This is a genomic window from Pseudoalteromonas issachenkonii (assembly GCF_002310795.1).
GTDB classification, from domain to species: Bacteria; Pseudomonadota; Gammaproteobacteria; order Enterobacterales; family Alteromonadaceae; genus Pseudoalteromonas; species Pseudoalteromonas tetraodonis.
Genome location: NZ_CP011030.1, coordinates 2,029,762 through 2,051,558 on the forward strand (window position 1 = coordinate 2,029,762; position 21,797 = coordinate 2,051,558).

Sequence of the window (21,797 nt, forward strand, 5' to 3'; positions counted from 1 at the left end):
TAAAGAAAAACGCTTATTCGTCGCTAAAAATACCTACATAAGTCGCTTGCGTATTCGATTTACTCGCACGGTACATGCCTGTGGTGTTAAACGGCAGGCTAATATTGCCTTTTGTATCAACAATAATAACACCACCTGTGCCGCCAATCGGTTTAAGCACCCCATTTATTACTTCATCCCCGGCTTGAGCAATGGTTTTACCTTGATATTTTACTCGTGCGCAAATATCGCTTGCCACATTATAACGAATAAAATATTCGCCATGGCCGGTTGCCGATACTGCACACGAGGCGTTTTCTGCAAAGGTACCCGCGCCAATAACTGGTGCATCACCAATACGGCCAAAACGTTTTGCGGTCATTCCGCCAGTTGACGTACCCGCGGCTAAATTACCTTGTTTATCCAGTGCAACCGCACCCACAGTCCCCATTTTATAATTAGCGGGTAACGCCTTGTGCGCTGCTTGATAATCTTTATTGGTGCTTTTGCTCGCCTCTAGTTTTTCCTTTGCTTTTAATAAAGCTTCATAGCGATGCTTTGTATCAAATATATTATTCTCTACTAAGCTAACTCCTTGCTCTTTAGCAAACTCTTCTGCACCTTGGCCACTTAACATCACATGCACTGATTTTTCCATCACTAAACGGGCAAGTTTAATTGGACTTTCTATATGCTTAATGCCCGAAACCGCTCCAGCTTGGCGGTTACGACCATCCATAATAGAGGCATCTAACTCATGGCTACCATCATAGGTGTATACCGCGCCGCGTCCGGCGTTAAAATAAGGCGATTGCTCTAACACTTCAATGGCTGCTGTGACTGCATCAAGGCTTTCTCCGCCTTGTTCAAGTACCTTATACCCAGTCTCAACAGCTTGAGCTAATTTATCGCGGTAAGCTTGCTCTTGAGCAGGTGTAAATTTACTTTTTTCGATTGTGCCTGCCCCGCCATGAATCGCAATGGCAAACGGCGTGCTCGCACTCAATGCAGATGAGCTCACACTCATTAAACTACCGCAAAGCAGTCCTAGTAATAGTGATTTTTTCATTGTGCGTTCTTTTGTTAGTTAAGATTAAAACTAATGTGAATGGTTACGTGGGGTTTTTCAAGTGAACTGAGTTTAATGGCATAAAAAAAGCGCCCTGAGGCGCTTTTTGAATTCTGTTTAAAAATTACGCTTGTTGCGCTTTTAAACGTGCTAAACGTGCTACTTGGTGAGTAGACGTTAAGAAAGAATAGATAGGTGCTAAATAACCGCGTTTACGAAGCTCTAGAAAGTCTGCATCGCTTAGCTCATTTAGTTTTTTCTCATCGATAAGGTAAATACCGTTGATGTCTTTTTTCTCGCCTTTAATATCAACCGTTAGCGTTTGTGCTACTAGTAATTCTTTATCAGCAAGGAATTTAGTAAACGCATCAGTGACTTGTGAAAACTCAATGAACGATACTAACGCTTCTTTACGACGCTTAAGGTAATCAGTTTCTTCACCGTTTTCGAATAATGCATTACCCTCTTCTTCACCAACTAATGAGCTCGCTTCGTCAATTACAATACCAAATTGATCTTGCTCAGGGTGCTTTACTAAACCTAATGGGTAACGCGTTGTTGCCATAGGTGCAAATGCTGCTGTCCATTTGTCGCCATCAACAAATAAGTTTTCGCCAGGCTCTAGGCCAAACATAGCAACCGCTTGAAAAGTACCTGTTTCGTTATTTTTAACAAAAGACATTGGAAACTCATTGGCGATACGCGCAAACTCGTGTGCTACAACTGGCACTAAGTGTTGAGTTTTCATAAATTCGATATTGATGCCATTTTTAATTTTAGTGTTGGCATGTTTTTCGTTGTGTAAAGGCTGTACTTGTTGCTCCGCCATGTTACTGCTCCGTTATTTATTAATTTGATTTATTACTATTAGTGGCCTAAGGCTAATGGTTTTGGTGACAAAAAGGAAGTGAAAATTTTGTGTCATTTTGTACGTTATTAATTAACAAAAACATTATCGCTGATTATTTAGACAAATATATAAAAAACGTTACTTTTGCCAACGTTCACTGGTCTATTAGCCATTAAATACACTCGCTGATAGCTTTGACAGCGTTGTCAGAGGTGATATATTAATTTTACAGCGAGGTAAGATGTTTACACTTAAATATTCTCATCAAAAATTAGACCTTAAAAATGAAAAATTTAACCATAAATCCACAGTTAAAAATTGAAAAGTTGATGATCCCTGGCACACAGGTATACGCTTACGTTGTTGATGATTTTCTTTTAGATACAAGTAGTGTAATGAATTTTGCCCATAACATAGCTTACTTTAATCCTATGTTTTCAGATAATTCCTTTTATCCGGGGATCCGCGATAATATGCCACAACCGTACTTGAGGTTGCTGCACGCATTTTTTCAAAATGAAATACTGCCTAAAATAGAAAACAAAAACTACCACGAGTCTATTCTTCATAAAAGTTTGCTTTCATTAGTTTCATGTAAACCGGCTAATTTAATTGTCGATCAAAAAGTGCCCCATATCGATTCATGTGATGAAAGAGACTATGCGTTTGTGCATTATTTATCTGGTGAGGAACTCGGTGGCACCAGTATTTATAAATACATACCGCAAAACATTATTGAATTTAAAGAGCAACACAAACCACTATTGGCAGATATAGTTAACGATGTTAAAAATAACCCTGATGAACATCAAGGCTATTTAGCGGGTACCACTAGCTTATTTGAGCAGGTATTTAAAATAGATGCTAAATTTAATCGCCTTGTTATTTACCAAGGTAACTTATTACACAGTGCAAATATTTACTCTGAGCAAAGCTGCTTAGCCGATGCTAAAAAAGGCCGTCTGTCGATAGCCTCTTTTGCAAGTGTAAGATAAGGTTAGATTGACTGAAGCCCATACTGTTTAATTTTATTTAAAAGCGCTCTGTGATCAGGAAGCTTATTTATTAAATAGTGATCAATCTCAGCTCTTTGTTTTAAACGCGCTAAACAGTGTGCCTGTTCTTTATCGGGGCTGTTAGACGCCTTAGTATTGTAATTCATTCCATAAAGTACAAATAAGAAGTTCTCTAGATAAAACACTTCAAACTGACTAAAAAAATCATCTCTGACTGGGGTAAACTCTTTCCACAAATTAAGTTTTTCTTTTAATGACGTGGAAATAGTGTCTTGGTTTTTATTTGCTATCCAAAAAGCTGAATCAGTGCGGTCTGATATACAGTAGTGAAGTTTAATAAAATCAATCACCCGCTCCCATGCATACCCCATAGCATGATTAAAACGCTCTTCTAATTGCTCTAGCTGCGTTGTTGATGATGGGAAGCGCAACGTTAAAAATTTAGCTGAAAAGTCAGTTAATAATATTGACGTTGCCTCTAATGGTTCTAAAAAGCCTTGCGCTAAGCCAAGGGCAATACAATTTTTATGCCAAAACTTTTTCCGGTAACCGACCCGCATTGGTATTTTTCTGTAGGTAAGATCTTGCTTACTGTCACCTAAATAACGGTCAAGTTTTTCATGTGCCTGTTCATCCGTCATATGGTTATCTGAATAAACAAAACCGACTCCACGCCTATTGGTGAGCGCAATATCCCAAATCCAGCCAGCTTGATGAGCGGTGGCAAGTGTATAAGGAGGAATAGCATCATCGGCTTTGGTTGGTACTTGCACCACTAATGCGCTGTTAATTAATAAACTCTCAGATACATCAACAAAAGGAACCTTTAACGCTTTACTCATAAGTAAAGATTCAAAGCCTGAGCAGTCAATATAAAAGTCAAACTCAAGCTCTTCATTGTTATCTGTAATAAGTGCAGCAATAGCGCCGTCATCGCCAAGCTTTACCTGTGTAACATGGGTGTGTATATGCTCTACAGAAAATTTTTCTTTTGCATTACAAGCAAGTAGTTGCGCAAACTTGCCTGCATTAAAATGATACGCGTAAGCCAACTCCCCTTCATATTGAGCATTAGTGATATTTTTAGGTGCTAAGCCTGCCTCACAAATAACATGCTGAGAAGATAAGCCCTGCGCATAACTTTGACTTTTCTCTTTGTTATTTAACCAATAAGAAGTTAAATGCTTGGCATCATAAGGGCTTGGCACATCAAATAAATGATGAAAAAAGTTGCCTTCGCCATGTTTTTTCTTATCCATCCAGTTAATAAACTTTATTGACTGCTTGAACGTTGCATCACATTGCCTAATAAATTCATCTTCACGAATACCAAAGCTTTTTAGGGTATTCCTAATATCGGGGACTGTGCCTTCACCGACACCAATTGGCGGTATATCTGGGGACTCTATTAAAGTAACAGATATACCTTTACGATTGAGCATCTCTTTGCCAATGTGGTTTGCAGCTAACCAACCGGCTGTTCCACCACCTACAATTGCAACTTTTTTTATATCCATAAATCACCAATAAAGTTTAACCTCGTAAAAAAGCCCAGCAATGCTGGGCCTAGGTTATTTTTACTCATTTAGCGTATTAAAAACGCATTGTTACACCAAGCTTGTAACGTGCTTCACCTTCAAAACTCCACACTGGGAAGTCATTCAGTAAATCAGGGTTTGGTAATGAGGTAGATGCATCATTGTTACCCAACTGAACGCTGTCTTCCTCTGTTAGGTTAATCCCTTCGAAAGTAACATCTAAGTAATCAGTTACAGAGTATGTTGCACTGAAATCTAGCTGTCCGTAGTCTTGATGTTCGCGGTTACCGTACCAACCTGGTGCTTCACGAATAATAAACTCTGAACGCCAGTTATATGCTAAACGGGCAGAGAAATCATCATTTTCATAAAAACCAACTACGTTATAGCTGTTTTTAGATGAATCAGAGAATACCCCAACACGGTCTGGGTAATTCTCTGCTGGTGCTTTCGCATCTGAATAGGTGTAGTTAAATGAATAACCAAAGCCGTTATCGAATGAATCTTGAATTTGGAACTCAATACCTTCGATTGAACCACCCGTACCATTTGTTGATGAGCTTACTGTCCAACAGTCATATTGCTGAGCACCACACGGTGGCTCGCCGGCATCTGGGTTAGTCGTATAAACTGGGATGTCGATACCAATTTGTTGGTTTGTTTGTTGTTGGGTAGAAATAAATGAGCTTACTTCTTTAGTGAAGTAAGTGACGCTTAACATAGCATCGTCATCAAAATACCATTCAACACCAATGTCTGCCTGGAACGCTTTAAATGGGCTTAAACCTACATTACCCGTATTTAACACTTCATTTAAAGGACGGTTATCTGTATAACCCGCTAGATTACGCGTTGCAAATAAATCTGCGTAATTAGGGCGAGAGATAACTTGTGCTGCTGAGGTACGTAAGATTAAGTCGTCAGCTAAGTCCATAACCACGTTTAAGCTTGGTAAGAACTCACTGTAATCAGCTTTGTCTGTAGATAACGTCGAGTCGTAAACACCTTCATCACTTAAATCATAGTAATCTGACGAAATATCAGTTGATATGTAACGAACACCTAAATTACCGCGAATACCACCGGTGTCAAAATCAGCCATCGCATATAAAGCAAAATTTTCTTCTTCTATGGTGCCGTATGCTTGTGGACGTGCTGTATAACCTTCTGTCATTGCTAATGAATCAGCAATCATTAGATCCATATCAGGTTCAGGTATTACAAAACCACCACCGGCAGTCACGGTACCTGGGTAGTATTCATTAGCATTACGTACAGGTACTAAATCGGCATTCACATTGGCTGCATTACCATCTTGTACAACTTTGTGATCGGCATATCTTAAGCCCGTTTTAATTGCGGTAATAACACCAAGCTCAACAGGAATTTCAAAGTCTAAATTTAAGTAACTTTCTTCATCTGAATCAGGGTTGTATTCAGGCGCCCAAGTTTGTGGGCTGATGGTATCAGGTAAAATGCTAGCATCGTATGATTGATTAGCTAAATTAAATCTAGTCACGTCGCCAGTCATATCAATAGACCCATTTAAGTCGCTATTGTTATTTGCAAACATACCATAGTTTGCCGTTGTTACATCACTGTCTGCGCTTGTTTTACCTACACGACCTTTAAAGGTGAATAACTCTGAGTCATATTTCCAATCTAAGTCAATAGTATCAGACTTCATGCTTGCTTTACGCGCCCATGTTTGGAAAAAAGCCGTGCCATTGCCGTCGATATTACGCGAAACACAGTTACCTGAGGCGTTCGTTTGTTCACATGAACCATCACCTGGGAATATAATGATTTGCGAGTTAGCATTGTTAGCATCTAGCTCTAAACTTGTATAAGTTAGACCTAAAACTAGCGAGTCTGATGGCTGATATTGCATAGCTACGTTATACGCAGTTCGCTCACGAGCTTGCTGGAAGGTTGTGGGTGCCATACCGCCACTCCAACCACCTGACGATTCAATACCGTTACGTTGATAATCTACTTCTGATAATGAACCCGCAGCTAAGATACCAAATGTTTCACTATCATTTTTCCAGCTGTACAAGCCTGAAAGCTCAGGATCTGTCTCTTCAGATACTGTACCGTAATCAGCTTTAACACTAGCAAATACAGTGTTTGCATCTAAATCTAGCGGTTTACGAGTTTTAACAATTACAGTACCGCCGATACCACCTTCAACTAGGTTAGCTTGAGATGATTTATAAACTTCTAAGCCACCCACTAATTCAGAAGGTAGTAATGAATAATTAAAGCTACGATCGACCGCTTGTTGATCGAACCAGCTAGTTGAGGCAACAGTATGACCGTCAAGTAATGTGCGTGTTAATTGTGCTGATGCACCACGGATAGATACTTGCTGACCCTGTCCAAATTGACGAGATACACTGACACCAGAAATACGACCAAGAGATTCACCTACATCGCCATCAGGAAACTTACCAACGTCTTCAGCTGTTACAACATCAACAACGGCATTTGAAAAACGCTTGCCGTTTAAGTTTTCTTTATTTGAAGCGCGAATACCCGTAACTTGGATTACTTCAACATCTTCTTGAACTTTAGTTTCATCGGCTGCGAATGCAGCACCAGTGAACCCGGCTCCCATTACTAAGCCGATATTTACTGCTAATAAGCTTTTTTTAAAATTTTTAGCTAACACAGGATTCCCCTTGAATCATTTTGTTGGTTTTTGTTTATCATTTTGCCTACCGCCATGACAGCGCTGTCATAGTAGTAACAAACCATACATGCAAAATTACAATTTTGCTACATTTTTCCGCTCTTTTTGTATGAAAAATAGCTAATTCAACATTAAGCAAATGATTTTAAAGAAATTAATTATTGCATGAAAAAGCCGAATTAAATTTGTTTAATTCGTTCACATTTCCAGCATGTACTTGAAGCATTTTTAAATTGATTTTGTTTAAAACAACGTGGTGAGTAGGAATTTTCAAACCGTAAAACATGCTTGTGAGTTAGTGTTTAATAAATTTAACCATTTGATTTTTTGGCTATAAGTAAAATTTATTCAGTATTTACAACCGGTGTAAAAGCCTATTTTATACTGCTAATTGTGGAGGCAATACTCAGCATTTCATCTTTATCTCTGCGCGGCTTTTTTTAATTCAGCAAAGAGTAAAACAGATCAGCAATAAAAAAGGTCAGTAGCAAAAGCGACTGACCTTTCATTAAACCATCAATACAAAGAGGTTTAGCGCACATCTAATTTATATTAAAATTAGGGCGCCCAATACACTTCAATGTTGATCTCAGGGTGATTTAATACCGCACGTAACGGCATGTCATTCACATCGCCCCCCGCTAAAGCTTGTTTATAAACAGCCAGCTTTTCATCGCCACTAATTAACAATTTAACCACTTTAGATTGTGCAATCGCATTTAACGTTAAGCTCATGCGCTCAGTAATACTGCCTGTTACGTCACTTTGTATCGCGTTGATAGCGCACACAAGTTGGCTTGAATCTAGGCCGTTTTTCAGGCCTTGTGCATGTGGGAATAATGACGCGGTGTGGCCATCTGGGCCCATGCCTAAAATAGTCACATCAAAAGGACGTTTTAATGCTTGAAACTGCGCTTCACAGGCATCAACCCCTTGCTCTGCAGTGGCTGCCGTATTTTTCATGCTAATAAAATTAGCCGCTGCACCATGGTTTTGTAACAAAGTACGCTTGATGAATGCTTCATTACTCTTTTCATGACTTGCCTCAACCCAGCGCTCATCAACCATAGCAACATCAATGTTTGCCCAATTTAAATCAAGGGTCGATAAATGTTTATAAGCCGGTTCTGGCGATGAACCGCCTGAAACCATTAATACTGCACGGCCATCACGTTCAATACCATCACGTAAAGCATGCTCTAACGACTGAGATAATTCATCAGTCAGCGCAGCTTTATCGTCAAAAAACTTTTCTACTATTGTTGCCATCACTTATGCCTTATCGCCAGTATTAAACCAAACATGATTATTCTCTGCTAATAATTCATCTGCATCTTCAGGGCCCCAACTACCGGCTCTATAAAGTGCAGGTTTACCTTTTTCTTGCCAACGTTCAATTATTGGATCAATCCACTTCCATGCTTGGCGTACTTCGTCACGATGAATAAATAATGATGGATTATTCGCTGCAGCATCAAGCATTAAACGTTTGTAAGCATCTGAGTGAAAGCCATTACTATATGCTTGCGACAGCTCAATGTTCATCGTTACAGGTTCAAGTTGCATGTCTAAATTATCTAAACGCTTCGACATCAGCGTTAATTGAATACTTTCTTGTGGTTGTAAACGGATCACCAAACGGTTTGGCTCGATATTACCTACGCTGTCCTCATACACGTTATGAGATACTTTTTTATATTCAACCACAATTTCAGCGCAGCGCTTTGCCATACGTTTACCGGTACGCAGGTAAAAAGGCACACCTGCCCAACGCCAATTATCAATGTGCGCACGAATAGCCACGAAGGTTTCAGTTTTACTTGCCCCTTCGTTTAGCTCTTCTAAGTAACCTGGGACTATTTTACCGTTTAAATCACCCGGTACGTATTGCCCACGAATAATATTGTCATCAACATCGCTGCCCTCTAATGGGCGTAATGCTTCTAATACTTTTAACTTTTCATTGCGAATACTATTGGCTTTAAGTTTATGCGGTGACTCCATTGCGACTAAGCAAAGTAGCTGTAACAAGTGGTTTTGCACCATGTCACGCAAGGCACCGGCTTTATCATAAAAACCAGCGCGGCTCTCAAGCCCTACCGTTTCTGATAAGCTAATTTGGATGTTATCAATCGATTTAGCATCCCACATGTTTTCAAATAATGAATTTGAAAAACGCAATGCCATTAAGTTTTGAACGGTTTCTTTACCTAGGTAGTGGTCAATACGGAAGATTTGATCTTCGTCGAAGTACTGTGCAATTTTCGCATTAATAACTTCTGCAGACTCGCCACAATAGCCAATTGGTTTTTCTACAACAACACGTGAATTGGCTGTTATTAATTTTTTAGTGGATAGAATTTCACAACAAGTGCCATACACAGCTGGCGGAAGAGATAAGTAAAACACACGAGATTTATCGCTGTCGTCTTCATCAAGAATTTTTTTCAGTACATCCCAGTTATCATCCGCTTCGGTAACATTACTCACTACAGGCACTAAAAACGCTGAGAACGATTTCCAATCCTTAGCGTTATACTCGCCTTCGCTTAAAAATTCTTGTAATGCTTTGTGTGCGGTATCAATGTATTCATCACATTTACTTTGTTCGCGCACGGTAGGCAAAATACGTGAGCCTTGCGGTAAGTTACCTTCTTGATATGCTCGATACATTGCAGGAAGTAATTTGCGTAACGCAAGATCACCACCGCCCCCAAAAATTATAATATCAAAAGGATTAAGCATAGTTACTCTCTACGTTTATGCTACCTGCCACTACCGTATTGGTAATCAGTTATAGCGGTTTATTATCTGGATAATGCAGGCCTTAGCACAAAGCCTACTAATGTTGTTCGTTATATGCGCCATAAAAAATGGGTCTAGGGACACTGTAATTCCTCTCACAAAAATACAGGCCCTAGGACTCCAGCGCTACCCGTTCAAAGGTATTTGGTTACTTATTGTGTAATAAGTGAATGTGTTACTGCGTACGGTGTTGTTTGTAGTACGCCATCAAGCCCTGTGTTGAGCTGTCGTGCTCATTAACCACGTTATCGTCGGTTAATTCAGCTTCAATTTTAGAGGCTAAACCTTTACCAAGCTCAACGCCCCACTGATCAAACGAACATATTTGTAAAAGAATACCGTGGCAAAAAATCTTATGTTCATACAGTGCAATTAAACGACCCACCGCTTTTGCATCAACCGTGTCTAATAATATAGACGTTGTTGGGCGGTTTCCTTGATGAATTTTATGCTTTAGTAGCATTTCAATTTGCGCAGGCGTTTTGCCTTTGGCTGCTAAATCAGCGGTTATCTGCTGCGCATCTACCCCGTTCATTAATGCTTCGGTTTGTGCAAAAAAGTTCGATAATAAAATATTGTGATGCTTATCAACGTTAACCTGTGGTTTTACAGAGCCAATAAAGTCCGCAGGGACAATTACATTGCCTTGGTGCAAACATTGATAAAACGCATGCTGGCCATTTATTCCCGTCATGCCCCAAATAATAGGCACGGTAGTGTAAGGTACGGTTTGCCCGTCAAAAGTGACGTGTTTACCGTTACTTTCCATTTCACCCTGTTGTAAATATGCAGGCAACATATGCAATGCTTGGTCGTAAGGTAAAATAGCTTGCGAATCAAATCCTAAAAAGCTGGTATTCCATACACTCAACAACGCCATAATTAAAGGAATATTCTGCTCAAGCGGTGCCGACTTAAAGTGCTCGTCAACTTCAAACGCCCCTTCTAAAATAGCTTCAAATGCTTCAAAGCCGGCATAAAGTGCAATAGGTAAACCAATGGCACTCCAAAGTGAAAAACGACCCCCAACCCAATCCCACATGGTAAATACGTTTTCGTCACTAATACCAAATGCCGCGGTTTTTTCTAAATTGGTGCTTACTGCCACAAAATGCTTTGCTATGGCGCTTTTATCTTTGGCGCTATTTAAAAACCAATCAACCGCTGTTTTTGAGTTGGTCATGGTTTCTGAGGTAGTAAAGGTTTTTGACGAAATAACAAATAACGTTGTTTCAGGGTCAACTTTATTCAATACTGACGCAATTTGTACGCCATCAGCATTAGAAACATAATGAACGTTTAACGGCTTATCAACCACTGCTTTAAGTGCTTCAGTCGCCGTTTGAGGGCCTAGGTTTGACCCCCCTACTCCAATACTCACTACATCTTTCACCGCTTTACCGGTGTAACCTAACCACTGCCCGCTGCGTACTTTTTCAACAAAGGTTTTAATTTTAGCAAGTTCGCTATCGACCGCCTCAGTAATATTTTCACCATCAACAATAAGCGGTGTATGGGCGCGATTTCTAAGTGCGGTATGCAATACGGCACGGTCTTCGGTGATATTTATTTTCTCACCGGCAAACATTTTTTCACGCCACGCTTCAATATCACACTCTTTAGCTAATGAGATTAATTGAGCGAAAACTTTCTCATCAATACGTTGTTTTGAATAATCAAACAATACACCGGGAATGTGAGTAGAAAATTGAGAAAAACGAGAATCGTCTTGTGCAAATAAAGTTTTCAGATGTGTTTGTGCCATCTTTTGTGCACTATTTTCTAGTGCTTGCCAACTTACTAACTCAGAACGGCTCGCCATGTAAACATCCCCTAATTTATTAATCTATTGATTTAAAGCGCTTTATTTAATTTCTTACGACGCAAGACAACCGAATTTTGTAAAAAGCAAAGCTCAATATTATAGCTTAAAAAGTCTAATTTGCGTTATTTTTATAAGCTTTGATGCAGATAATAGCGCAATTTTTTGCTTTTGACACCGGTATCATAAAATTAAAAATTGAATTTAACAACTGATCAGCCCCTCTCTTTAATGAAGATTTTATTAATTTCTAACTGATCCAAATTAAAGTGAGCAAAAAAAAGGCCGACAAATGTCGGCCTTTCCTCTAAAAAAACAATTAACCGGTTAACGCTAAACCACCTGATAAGTTATAAACACTGCTGTAACCAAGCTCAGTCAAATTTGCTGCCGCAATTTTTGAACGGTTACCACTGCGACACACCAAAATATACTGGTTGTTTTTGTCCAATTGGCCTTGCGTAAGTGCATGAGCCATTCGACTTAAAGGAATATTTAAGGTTTTAGCTATGGGTACGTTTAGCAATACGCTTAAATTATTAGCGCCGTGTTCATAAGGTTCTCGGGTATCAATTAAATACGCATTGCCCTTTACCAGTATTTCTTTTGCTTGGTTAAAACTTAATTGCGAAGTTTCTACAGCAGGCTTAGCATTAACATAACCACAGAGCGTATTGGCTTGTGTGTGCTGTTGTAAATCTGCTTGCTGTTTTTGTGCGGCAAATTCAGCGTCATCAATATCACCTTTAATTAAGGTTTGTAATAATGGCGTTTGCTGCTGTTGAACAGCCCAGTTCATTGCAAAGCACTGTTGGTAATCATGCCCTGAACACAGCACACTTTGCGGATTAAGCTCTGCTGCTAACCTCGTCAAGGAATGCGCCATTTGCATTGCATCCCCGCCATCAAGCGCGGTATTTCCAAGCCCCGCAGGTAAAATTAAATCACCACAAAAACAGTACTGAACATCTCCATTATTCGCTTTTAATAAATAACTCACGCTATCTTGGCTATGCCCTGGTGTGGCTAGCTTTTCGAGAACGTTAGTAGTTAATTGCAATGTGTCGCTATTCGTTGGCCAGCCTAATTTATCAACCTCTCCAGCGACTAGGTTTTCTTTAAGTGCGCTGCGCATTAAATCAAGTGCGCAGTAACGTTCTTGATGCTCATGCGTATTTAAAATAGCGGTAATAGTTAAATTTTGCGTAGTTACTATTTTTTCAAAGCGAGGGATCAGTTCAATAATCGGATCGATAATAAATGCATGTTGATCATCTGTTACATACAACCAACTACATGCACCTTGGTGTCTAAATTGGGTAAGCCCTAAAGCACATACTTCTTGCAAAGGAAAACTGCTATCAGAAATCACTAAACAGTTAGCTTGTAATACCGTTTTAAGCGCTCTAATTTGTTCACATGCATCATCTATTTGCGCCATCGTAGCAGCAGGGCCAAATGACAAACGAATAGCGTTTTCACTTTGCCACTGTGAGGCTCCCATCGCATCAAGCACAAAGCTCTGCGTAGCTCCCGTGCTGCATGCAGAGCCACCGCTGACCCTAATACCTGCAGCGTCAAACAAATCAATAACTTCTTTACTAGTTAAATCGTTAACCGCAAAATTAAGCGTTGTGGGCACAGAGCAGGCAAAGTCATGATTAAAGGTAATACTTCCAAAAGTATCAACTAAGGCGCTATGCAGTTTATCCCGGTACAAGTTAAGTACATCTATTGATTTAAAAGTCTCGTCTTGTTTATCTAGCAGCAAACTAAACAGCTTATTGAGCCCAGCTATACCAGGCAGGTTTTCTGTACCAGAGCGCATGCCACTTTCTTGGCCGCCACCGGCTATAAAGGGCGTGTATGGGCTGCCTTGACGAATATACAATAAACCTATGCCTTTAGGTGCATAAAGTTTATGCCCTGAAAAAGGCGCATAATCAATCGTTGTTTCACTTAGGTTGAGCTGTTGTTTGCCAAGCGCTTGTACACAATCAACCATCCAAGTGACTTGGCTATTACGACTACGAATCACCTTTTCTATGGCGCTTAGATCTTGGTAAACACCGGTTTCATTATTAACGGCCATCGTGCAAATCATCAAAGCGTTATCAATATGCTGAGCAATAAAGTCTAAATCTAAAATACCATCACGATTAACCGGAATAGCAATAATGTCAGCGTTAATCTCAAGCACTGTATTCCAATGCTTTAGCGTATTAGGCACCGCTTTATGTTCGGTTGCCCCATACAATAAAACGGGGTTTGGCTTTGTATGGTGTTTTGCATTAATGAGCGTCGATACGATGGCGGTTTGAATCCCCTCAGTGGCACCGGAGGTGAATAAAATATCACCTTGCTGCGCGCCAATGACGGTACGGGCTTTTTGCCTAGTTTGTTCTAATAAGTGCTTGGCTTGAATGCCGGTTATATGAGGACTTGAGGGATTACCAAAACAAATTTGCATAGCATGGCACACCACCTCTGCAATACATGGCAATACAGGTGTGGTCGCATTTGCATCGAGATAAACTTGAGCTTTGGGTTCATCTGGCAATAAAAACTCTGACATTAAAAACGCACCTTATTACTAAAAAATATATCTTATTCCCAATAGTACATAGTTTTGACAGGAATGAATAATAATCTTTCGTAATTAAAGTGCGTTTACTATACCTTTTAGTTACCGAGCTCTTGCGCGAGTTCTTCGTGTTTGGATGACCAGGCATTAATAAGTGCTTTGACTAATGATGCTAATGGAATGGCAAAAAACACTCCCCAAAAACCCCATAGGCCACCAAAAAATAGCACCGCAACAATAATAAATACCGGATTTAAATCAACCGCTTCAGAGAACAATAAAGGCACCAATACGTTGCCATCGAGCGCTTGAATAATGCCGTATATAATTAAAACGGTCCAAAATTGAGTTTCTAAACCAAACTGAAACAGCGCTACTGCGGCCACTGGTATAGTTACTAACGCTGCGCCCACAAATGGAATAAGCACCGAAAAGCCTACGAGAACGCCTAAAAGCGCGGCGTACCGTAAGTCCAGTATGGTAAAAGCAATAAACGACACAGAACCAACAATTAAAATTTCAAATACTTTGCCACGAATATAATTCATTATTTGCTGATTCATTTCATGCCACACTTGTAAAATTAAGCGGCGTTGGCGTGGGATCATTTTAGCAATGCTGGCACTGAGCTCTACTTTATCTTTGAGCATAAAAAACACCAGTAGCGGTACCAAAATAAGGTAAATTAACCATGCTACAGCGTCTTTTAATGAATTAAGCGACGCAGATAATACCACTTGGCCAAAGTCGAGAACTTTGGTTTCAACGGTTACTACAATCGATTGTACTTGCTCTGCGCTAATAAGGCTGGGGTATTTATCAGGCAGATCGAGTAAAAACGATTTACCTTGTTCAACCATATGCGGTGTTTCTTGGACTAAGTTACTGCTTTGCTGCCAAAGCACAGGGCCTATAACCAATATTAAAGTGAGCATAATGCCAATAAATATCAGCATTACTATGCTGGTGGCAGTAAAACGCTTAAGGCCAAACCGTTCTAAGTGAACCACAGGCCAATCTAATAAATAAGCTATGATCAGTGCCACTAACACAGGCACAATTAATGGGCCAAAAAAATACAACATGGCAACCAGTGCCAACAATAAAAAAAGTAAAGTGACTGAATCAGGATCAGAAAACTTTTTTTCATACCATGCTTTTACATATTCAAACACGTAACGGCTCCACTAATAACAACCCCTGTTGTTTATTTAACTTGTAATAATACGCTTTTTTTTGCAAATATCGTTCAATATCATCAGTGTTTTGTTCTTGTGAGATATTAAAGGTAATTGCTTGTTTTAACGATATTGCATCACGCAGCCCTAATTTAAACTGAATAAATTGCTGTGGGCATTTATAAGTGCGTAAATTTAGCTCTAGCATACTCGTTTCGCTACCTATTCACATTAATAATAAGTCCTATAACAGGGCCAATTGAGATTAACCGCAGTTAAATTTAACTTTTTCTTAAAACAACCTCTGCAATGGTTTATCCTTATAACATCGTTAGCTATCAGGATACGTTAATGCCTAATTCGCATAATAAAGCGCAATTGCCTAGCAATCCAACTCTCAAAGAAATTAATTGGTTTAAAAAGCAAATTAATTGGGGGGAGCTGCCGCATTTTTATCATTTAGTGGCTTCATCGGTGAGTGAATGTGAAAGTATTTTAGATCACGGATTTGATAATGCCATTAAGCGTATTATCGACAAACGCAATTGGAATTTAGAAGCGCTGGGAATAGACCCCAACGAACTTTATGAAAAAGAAAGCAATAACAAGCCACGAATTTCACTGCATCAAGTGTTTACCGAGCGTGGTTTTGAATTACAAGCCTTCCCTTTTTCTAATGATACCGCCATCGATAGGTACGCACGACATGATGAATCGATGGAGTTTAGGTTATGGGATCCATTGACTATGAAAACCGTTATTCGCATTAATCAATTACATAAATTTATTGGCTTTTACTTAGACCAAGGTGATGAGGCAGATAAAGCGCTTATATTACATTCTCACAAAGTGGTTCATAAAATTATTGCTTTTTTACAAACTCAATTGAACATTGTTAAGGTTGATGGGGTCACAATAAAGGCGTTTTATCAACTATGTGAAAAGGACAGCCGTTTATACACAGATGATCCTTCAAGTGCTAGTGCCCCTGATAAAAATAAACAAGGAATATAATGCAGCTAAAATCAGCCTTTATCACTTTATGCAGTGCAGCGCTTACGTTTAGCCTACTGATAAGTGAGCCGTTAAAGGCACAAACCAATCTTCAACTGCCCGACTTAGGCACTTCAGCCTTACAAGCATTGCCAATTGAAAAAGAAAAAGCGATTGGTGAAGTGATGATGATGCAGATCAGAGGCTCATCGCCTTTGATTAACGATCCGGTGCTTGATGAATACCTAACAACCTTAGGTAGAAAGTTAGTTGCTAACGCCAATGATGTGCGTTTTGGGTTTTCATTCTTTTGGTTAAATAATCCCGAAATCAATGCATTTGCATTTTATGGCGGCCATGTTGGTGTACACACCGGATTAATAGCCCAAGCCGATAACGAGAGTCAATTTGCATCGGTTCTTGGCCATGAAATTGCACACGTCACACAGCGCCACTTAGCAAGGCGCATTCAGCAGCAACAAGATAATAGCGGGCTTACCATTGCAGGCATGATTGCTGGTATTTTAGCCGCGGTTGTAGCCCCTGATGCCGGTATGGCTATTATTTCAGCCAGCCAAACACAATCAGCTTTCAGTCAGCTGACACATAGCCGTTCTGCCGAGCAAGAAGCAGACAGAATGGGCATGCAAACCCTCAACAACGCAGGGTTTGATGCCAGAGCATCAAGTGAATTTTTAACTAAACTTGCCGCACAAATTCGTTATAAATATAAACCACCGGCGTTTTTACTCACTCACCCTCTTCCTGAAAGTCGTGTGTCAGATGTTCGCCTTCGCGCCGAGCAATACCCTAAACGCCAGGTAAGCTCGAGCCTTGATTTTGACTTAGCAAAAAGCCGAGTCCTGGCGCGTTACGATAACAAACCCGAAAACGCAGAAGCCTTATTTAGAAAGTTAATGCGCGAAAACACCTATAACAACGTAGCATTACAGTACGGCTTAGCTATTAGTTTGCTTGATCAAAAAAAGACGGATGAAGCACAGCCTATACTTGATAAGTTACTAGCAGACGATCCTAAAAACTTATTTTATATTGATACCAAAACAGATTTACTCATTGCACAAAAAAAAGCCGCAGAGGCTGTTAGTTACTTAAGCGAGCTAAATAATTATCGGCCAAATAACCAAGTGATCACCTTAAATTACGCCAACGCGGCACTAGAGGCTGAGCAATATGAGTTAGCTGAAAATATATTAAAGTCGTTTTTACTGGAAAAACCCGATCACAGTTTAGGCAAACAGCTTTTAACTAACGCCTACAAAAAACAAGAAAAATTGGCGGCCTACCATGAAGCCAATGCCGATGTATTATCTCAGTATGGTGCGTATTTAAAAGCGGCCGATGAAATACAAAAAGCGCTTAATTTTGTAGAGCCAAGTGAAAATGTTAAGCAACAGCGCTTAAAAGCGTTACTCACACAGTATCGGTTATTGCAAAAAGAGCTTGCGAGGCTTTAAGTCTTTAGTGAGTTCACCTAAAATAGCCACAATTTATACTTTGGATGTATTTTTATGTCAGTTACTATTTATCATAATCCGCGTTGTTCAAAATCACGCGAAACCCTTAACCTATTACAAAGTAAAAACATTGAACCGAGTGTTGTTGAATACTTAAAAACACCCCTTTCTCATGAGCAAATTAGTACCTTAGTTTCTCAACTGGGGTTTAATTCGGCACGAGATTTGATGCGCACCAAAGAAGAGCAGTACAAAACGCTTAATTTAAAAGATGAAAATAGCGAGTCAGTGCTTATTGATGCCATGGTCAATCACCCAAAACTAATTGAGCGCCCTATTGTAGTAAATAACAATAAAGCCGCCCTAGGTCGCCCGCCTGAAAACGTATTAAGCGTTCTATAATGAGCACAACCATCGTGGTGCTGTATCACTCAAGCCATGGCTCAGTAGAGGCTATGGCGCATGAGATTGCAGAGTCAATAGAGCAACAAGGCGCAACCGCATTACTGCGTACTTTTGTGGCCAAAAACCCGCATGACATTGTGATCAGTAAAGATGATTTAGTTGCCTGCGACGGGCTTGCATTTGGTACGCCGACCCGCTTTGGCATGATGGCCTCACAAGCAAAAACGTTTTGGGAAACCACCAGCGATCTTTGGCTCAAAGGCCAACTTATTGATAAACCTGCCTGTGTGTTTTCATCATCAAGCAGTATGCATGGTGGCAATGAAGCAACCTTACTCAATTTATCATTGCCTTTGTTACACCATGGGATGATGTTGATGGGCGTACCTTACGATGTACCTGAGTTGCTCGGCACCGAAACAGGAGGAACACCTTATGGCGCCTCTCATGTTGCAGGTAGCAATAACAGCTCAACCCTAAGTAAGGATGAAATTAAAATATGTCAAAGCGTAGGAAAACGCCTGACTCAAGTTGCGAGTAAACTTAAATGATTCAAGCAAACGAGCCTGCTAAAAAACCGATTACCATTAAATTTCAGCGCCTAGCCTTATTTGGTTATATTGGTCTGCTTATTTTAATGCCGTTATGGATGTTTGTATTAGCCCCTAGAGACGGCCACAGTAACACCTTTCTTTTCTTAGTGTATGTATTGCCACTATTACTGCCATTAAAAGGCATATTACAAGATAAAACCTACACCTATGCGTGGGCTAATTTTATTGTTATGTTTTACTTTATTCATGGCTTTACATTGCTGTGGGTCGCACAAGATGAGCTTAAATGGGTATTGCTTGAGTTATTATTTGCCTCATCTATGTTTATTGGCTGTACTTATTATGCGCGCCATAGAGGGCAAGAACTTGGGCTTAAAATTCGCAAGCTTAAAGATGAGCTCGCTGAAGAAAAAGCCGCACACGAGCACGATAAAAACAATCCGTAATAAATACCCAACAATGCAAAAACGCGCTAATTAGCGCGTTTTTTTGTAGCAAAACATTAACTTTTAAACTAACTCGCTTAAAGCTGCCAGCCCCACAATACAGGCTAAACCTAGTTGTGCAACAAGACTAAAAACCGACATCATTCTTATTAAAAACAATCCCCATGGGTGTTTTACATGCGGATACAATGAGCAACGCTTTAAGTTCGTTGCAAAGAAAAAACACACCACCGCCGTCATAGTCATAAAAAGAGTAAGCTCACTTTTTATAGTGATGTTTTCATCAAAAAAGAAAAATAACTGTAGCGGTAATAATAAAGCGACAACCGCATGTAACACATGCACCTTTTTAATTCGCTCTAGCTGCCCCTCTGGCGATAACTCTTTAATACCAAAGTCACGCTCAAGGCACTTAACTAAGTTGCTGGCTTTTATACTAACCGCTAATCGGTAACAACTTAACCCCTCGTTATTTCGCGCTCTAAAGTCATACCCTGCTTTGAGCAGTAAAATCATTAACGATTCGTTTTTACTTATCACCGCGTAATGCAGCGCCGTATTACCTTGGCCGTCTACCGCTTTTTTATCTTGGTACTGCAGGAGTGTTTCTACTACATTTACGTAGCCTTTTTCTGCCGCCCACATAAATGCTGTTTTATTATCTTCATCGGTTAAGGTGCCCGTGGCGCCTTGCTCAATAAAGCGCATTGCCATGGTTTGCTTAGCTTTTTTCTTGTTTAAATGCGCAAGTAAGGCATTTTCTAACAACACAATAGAGTCAACATCAGGAGACACCTGAGTTAACAAAGTAAAGTAATCTTTGCCAGCAGCCACTTTTTCGCTGGTCAGCTCTGCTAAGTGATCAATATCAGCAATCGACTGGGGAATATGCGCACTTAAACGCTCTCTAAAATCGACCTCTTTCCAAATAGATAAGGTATCTTCAGCTGAGAGCTTTGCACCTTGCTCTAGCGCATGCTCTATCAGAGTAAAAAAGCGTTTACTAAAAAATAAGCTAATTAAAGAAAGTGGCGTTTCAATGTTATTTTGCGCCGACACACTTGCATACTTTTCAAGTCGCTGACACAGCATTAGCACAATATTTTCTATGCTGTAATCATTGGCAAAATAATGCTCTTTCAGTGCAGCAATATACTCTTGTGCGTTTTCATCATATTCAGAAATATGCTGAAAATAACACTCTTCAAATGGCTCTAAGGGGGTTAACCAGGTTAAATAATAAATTGGGGGTAAAACAGTGGTGCATACACCATTATCTTCTTCAGTAGAGCGACAGGCGGGCCAAGCTTCTAAAGCATCTAAAATGAAGGCACCGTTTTGTTCAACCAGCCCTTTGACCAGTAACGGGTATTCCTTTGGCCAAATTAGTACATTTTCCATTAAAACAACACAACTCCAGTGTAGCTCGGGTGAGTAGTCAGTTATAACAGTATTTAGCTGACACCACGCTTAATCAAAGAAGCCAATATTCTACCACAGCTAGGTAGCCAAGCTAGCGTAAACTCATGCAATATAGGCCAAAATACAAAAGCAGCTAACGACATCTGCCATTAGCTGCTTTTAAGGTTGGAGCTGTTAATTGCAAAAGTACTAGCTTTGCTGAAGTTCTGCTGTGACTTGGTCTAATCCCACATCAGAAATACGTTGAATGATCTCTTTTTGCTTAGCACTGAGTAACGAAATTCCCTCTGCAACAATATCGTATACCTTCCACTGATTGTTATTACCTAAACGCAATTTAAAATGCAAATCAATGGTTGGCTTATTCGGTTCAATAATTTGCGTTTTAACCGTAGCAAATTTAGAGTCGCTTGCAGCAGCGTCTTGCTCAAATATTACATCCTGCCCTGTGTACTTCATAAGCGCACCGGCATATGTTCCTGTTAAGTAATGCTCTACAGCATTAATAAACGCAACACCTTGGTCGCGGTTAATACCTTTAATATGCTTACCTAATAATTTAAACGACACAAACTTAACATCAATATGTGGCATTAAACGCTGCTGAACAATTAACGACATGGCTTCTTTGCTGGCATCGCCTTTCGCATTTACCTGTCCAATATCGTTAAATAATGATTCTGCTACAGTTTGCAATAACTGCTTAGGTGATGGCTGCGTTTGTGCATACAAAGCGCTACTGAAAAAAACAGCAATAACCACTAAAAGCTTTATAAGTTTCATAAAAAATGCATAGTTTAAATAATTAATTTAAGCGTAATTTACGCAAATAACAGGCAATAAAAAAGGCATAAATAAGCAACTTATTAATGCCTAATTGGCACCAATTGAATTAATTAAATAAATTCAATTGGTTAAATAAATCAGTTAACAAGCCATATACAAGCGGCTTTTTGTCCTCAT

Annotated in this window: 18 protein-coding genes; 6 read left to right on the forward strand and 12 right to left on the reverse strand. The window is 39.7% G+C overall.

Going from position 1 to position 21,797, the window contains the following annotated elements:
* Nucleotides 1–13: 13 nt before the first annotated feature.
* Together PISS_RS09310 and PISS_RS09315 are read right to left on the reverse strand one after the other, a co-directional pair.
* Nucleotides 14–1,048, reverse strand: coding sequence for an isoaspartyl peptidase/L-asparaginase family protein (locus PISS_RS09310; protein ID WP_013465240.1), 1,035 nt, complete (start codon nucleotides 1,046–1,048; stop codon nucleotides 14–16).
* A gap of 124 nt (nucleotides 1,049–1,172) precedes the next feature.
* Nucleotides 1,173–1,877 (reverse strand): SapC family protein, encoded by a 705-nt coding sequence (locus tag PISS_RS09315; RefSeq protein WP_013465241.1) that lies wholly within the window; start codon nucleotides 1,875–1,877, stop codon nucleotides 1,173–1,175.
* Between the two features lie 305 nt (nucleotides 1,878–2,182).
* On the opposite strand from PISS_RS09315, the gene PISS_RS09320 reads away from it, so the two are divergent.
* Nucleotides 2,183–2,893 carry a DUF6445 family protein gene (locus tag PISS_RS09320; protein ID WP_024601129.1) on the forward strand — a complete coding sequence of 237 codons (711 nt, stop codon included), beginning with the start codon at nucleotides 2,183–2,185 and terminating at the stop codon, nucleotides 2,891–2,893.
* 2 nt (nucleotides 2,894–2,895) lie between these two features.
* Here the strand turns inward: PISS_RS09320 and PISS_RS09325 are convergent, their stop codons facing one another.
* From PISS_RS09325 to PISS_RS09360, 8 genes are all read right to left on the reverse strand, one after another.
* Nucleotides 2,896–4,431, reverse strand: coding sequence for a tryptophan halogenase family protein (locus PISS_RS09325; protein WP_058154872.1), 1,536 nt, complete (start codon nucleotides 4,429–4,431; stop codon nucleotides 2,896–2,898).
* Between the two features lie 76 nt (nucleotides 4,432–4,507).
* A complete protein-coding gene (locus PISS_RS09330) occupies nucleotides 4,508–7,126 on the reverse strand; it encodes a TonB-dependent receptor (protein ID WP_058154873.1) in 2,619 nt (872 codons plus the stop codon).
* A 579-nt stretch (nucleotides 7,127–7,705) separates the two neighbouring features.
* Nucleotides 7,706–8,416, reverse strand: a complete 711-nt coding sequence (pgl, locus tag PISS_RS09335) for a 6-phosphogluconolactonase (protein ID WP_013465246.1) — start codon at nucleotides 8,414–8,416, stop codon at nucleotides 7,706–7,708.
* 3 nt (nucleotides 8,417–8,419) lie between these two features.
* Nucleotides 8,420–9,892 (reverse strand): glucose-6-phosphate dehydrogenase, encoded by a 1,473-nt coding sequence (zwf, locus tag PISS_RS09340; RefSeq protein WP_013465247.1) that lies wholly within the window; start codon nucleotides 9,890–9,892, stop codon nucleotides 8,420–8,422.
* A gap of 235 nt (nucleotides 9,893–10,127) precedes the next feature.
* Nucleotides 10,128–11,774, reverse strand: a complete 1,647-nt coding sequence (gene pgi, locus PISS_RS09345) for a glucose-6-phosphate isomerase (protein WP_028835030.1) — start codon at nucleotides 11,772–11,774, stop codon at nucleotides 10,128–10,130.
* Nucleotides 11,775–12,093: 319 nt separating this feature from the next.
* Nucleotides 12,094–14,349, reverse strand: a complete 2,256-nt coding sequence (locus tag PISS_RS09350) for an aminotransferase class V-fold PLP-dependent enzyme (protein WP_058154875.1) — start codon at nucleotides 14,347–14,349, stop codon at nucleotides 12,094–12,096.
* Between the two features lie 107 nt (nucleotides 14,350–14,456).
* The gene (locus PISS_RS09355) at nucleotides 14,457–15,533 is read right to left on the reverse strand and encodes an AI-2E family transporter (protein WP_016900418.1); all 1,077 of its coding nucleotides are present in this window, start codon (nucleotides 15,531–15,533) and stop codon (nucleotides 14,457–14,459) included.
* Nucleotides 15,526–15,744, reverse strand: a complete 219-nt coding sequence (locus tag PISS_RS09360; protein ID WP_033104406.1) for a hypothetical protein — start codon at nucleotides 15,742–15,744, stop codon at nucleotides 15,526–15,528. The genes PISS_RS09355 and PISS_RS09360 overlap by 8 nt, the downstream gene beginning before the upstream one ends.
* A 143-nt stretch (nucleotides 15,745–15,887) precedes the next feature.
* Between PISS_RS09360 and PISS_RS09365 the strand changes: the two genes are divergently transcribed.
* The 5 genes from PISS_RS09365 to PISS_RS09385 are packed head-to-tail and all read left to right on the forward strand — an operon-like array spanning nucleotide 15,888 to nucleotide 19,412.
* The gene (locus PISS_RS09365; protein ID WP_058154876.1) at nucleotides 15,888–16,550 is read left to right on the forward strand and encodes a hypothetical protein; all 663 of its coding nucleotides are present in this window, start codon (nucleotides 15,888–15,890) and stop codon (nucleotides 16,548–16,550) included.
* Nucleotides 16,550–18,007 carry a beta-barrel assembly-enhancing protease gene (gene bepA / locus PISS_RS09370; RefSeq protein WP_058154878.1) on the forward strand — a complete coding sequence of 486 codons (1,458 nt, stop codon included), beginning with the start codon at nucleotides 16,550–16,552 and terminating at the stop codon, nucleotides 18,005–18,007. Before PISS_RS09365 ends, bepA begins: the two co-directional genes overlap by 1 nt.
* A gap of 54 nt (nucleotides 18,008–18,061) precedes the next feature.
* Nucleotides 18,062–18,409 carry an arsenate reductase (glutaredoxin) gene (gene arsC / locus PISS_RS09375; protein ID WP_058154879.1) on the forward strand — a complete coding sequence of 116 codons (348 nt, stop codon included), beginning with the start codon at nucleotides 18,062–18,064 and terminating at the stop codon, nucleotides 18,407–18,409.
* Nucleotides 18,409–18,963 carry an NAD(P)H:quinone oxidoreductase gene (gene wrbA / locus PISS_RS09380; protein WP_013465255.1) on the forward strand — a complete coding sequence of 185 codons (555 nt, stop codon included), beginning with the start codon at nucleotides 18,409–18,411 and terminating at the stop codon, nucleotides 18,961–18,963. Before arsC ends, wrbA begins: the two co-directional genes overlap by 1 nt.
* A complete protein-coding gene (locus tag PISS_RS09385; RefSeq protein ID WP_058154882.1) occupies nucleotides 18,960–19,412 on the forward strand; it encodes a DUF2069 domain-containing protein in 453 nt (150 codons plus the stop codon). Before wrbA ends, PISS_RS09385 begins: the two co-directional genes overlap by 4 nt.
* A 63-nt stretch (nucleotides 19,413–19,475) precedes the next feature.
* Here PISS_RS09385 and PISS_RS09390 read toward each other — a convergent pair whose 3' ends face one another.
* Both PISS_RS09390 and PISS_RS09395 read right to left on the reverse strand, forming a co-directional pair.
* Nucleotides 19,476–20,813, reverse strand: coding sequence for an ankyrin repeat domain-containing protein (locus tag PISS_RS09390; protein ID WP_058154883.1), 1,338 nt, complete (start codon nucleotides 20,811–20,813; stop codon nucleotides 19,476–19,478).
* Between the two features lie 210 nt (nucleotides 20,814–21,023).
* Nucleotides 21,024–21,617, reverse strand: a complete 594-nt coding sequence (locus tag PISS_RS09395; RefSeq protein ID WP_013465258.1) for an MlaC/ttg2D family ABC transporter substrate-binding protein — start codon at nucleotides 21,615–21,617, stop codon at nucleotides 21,024–21,026.
* Between the last annotated feature and the right edge of the window lie 180 nt (nucleotides 21,618–21,797).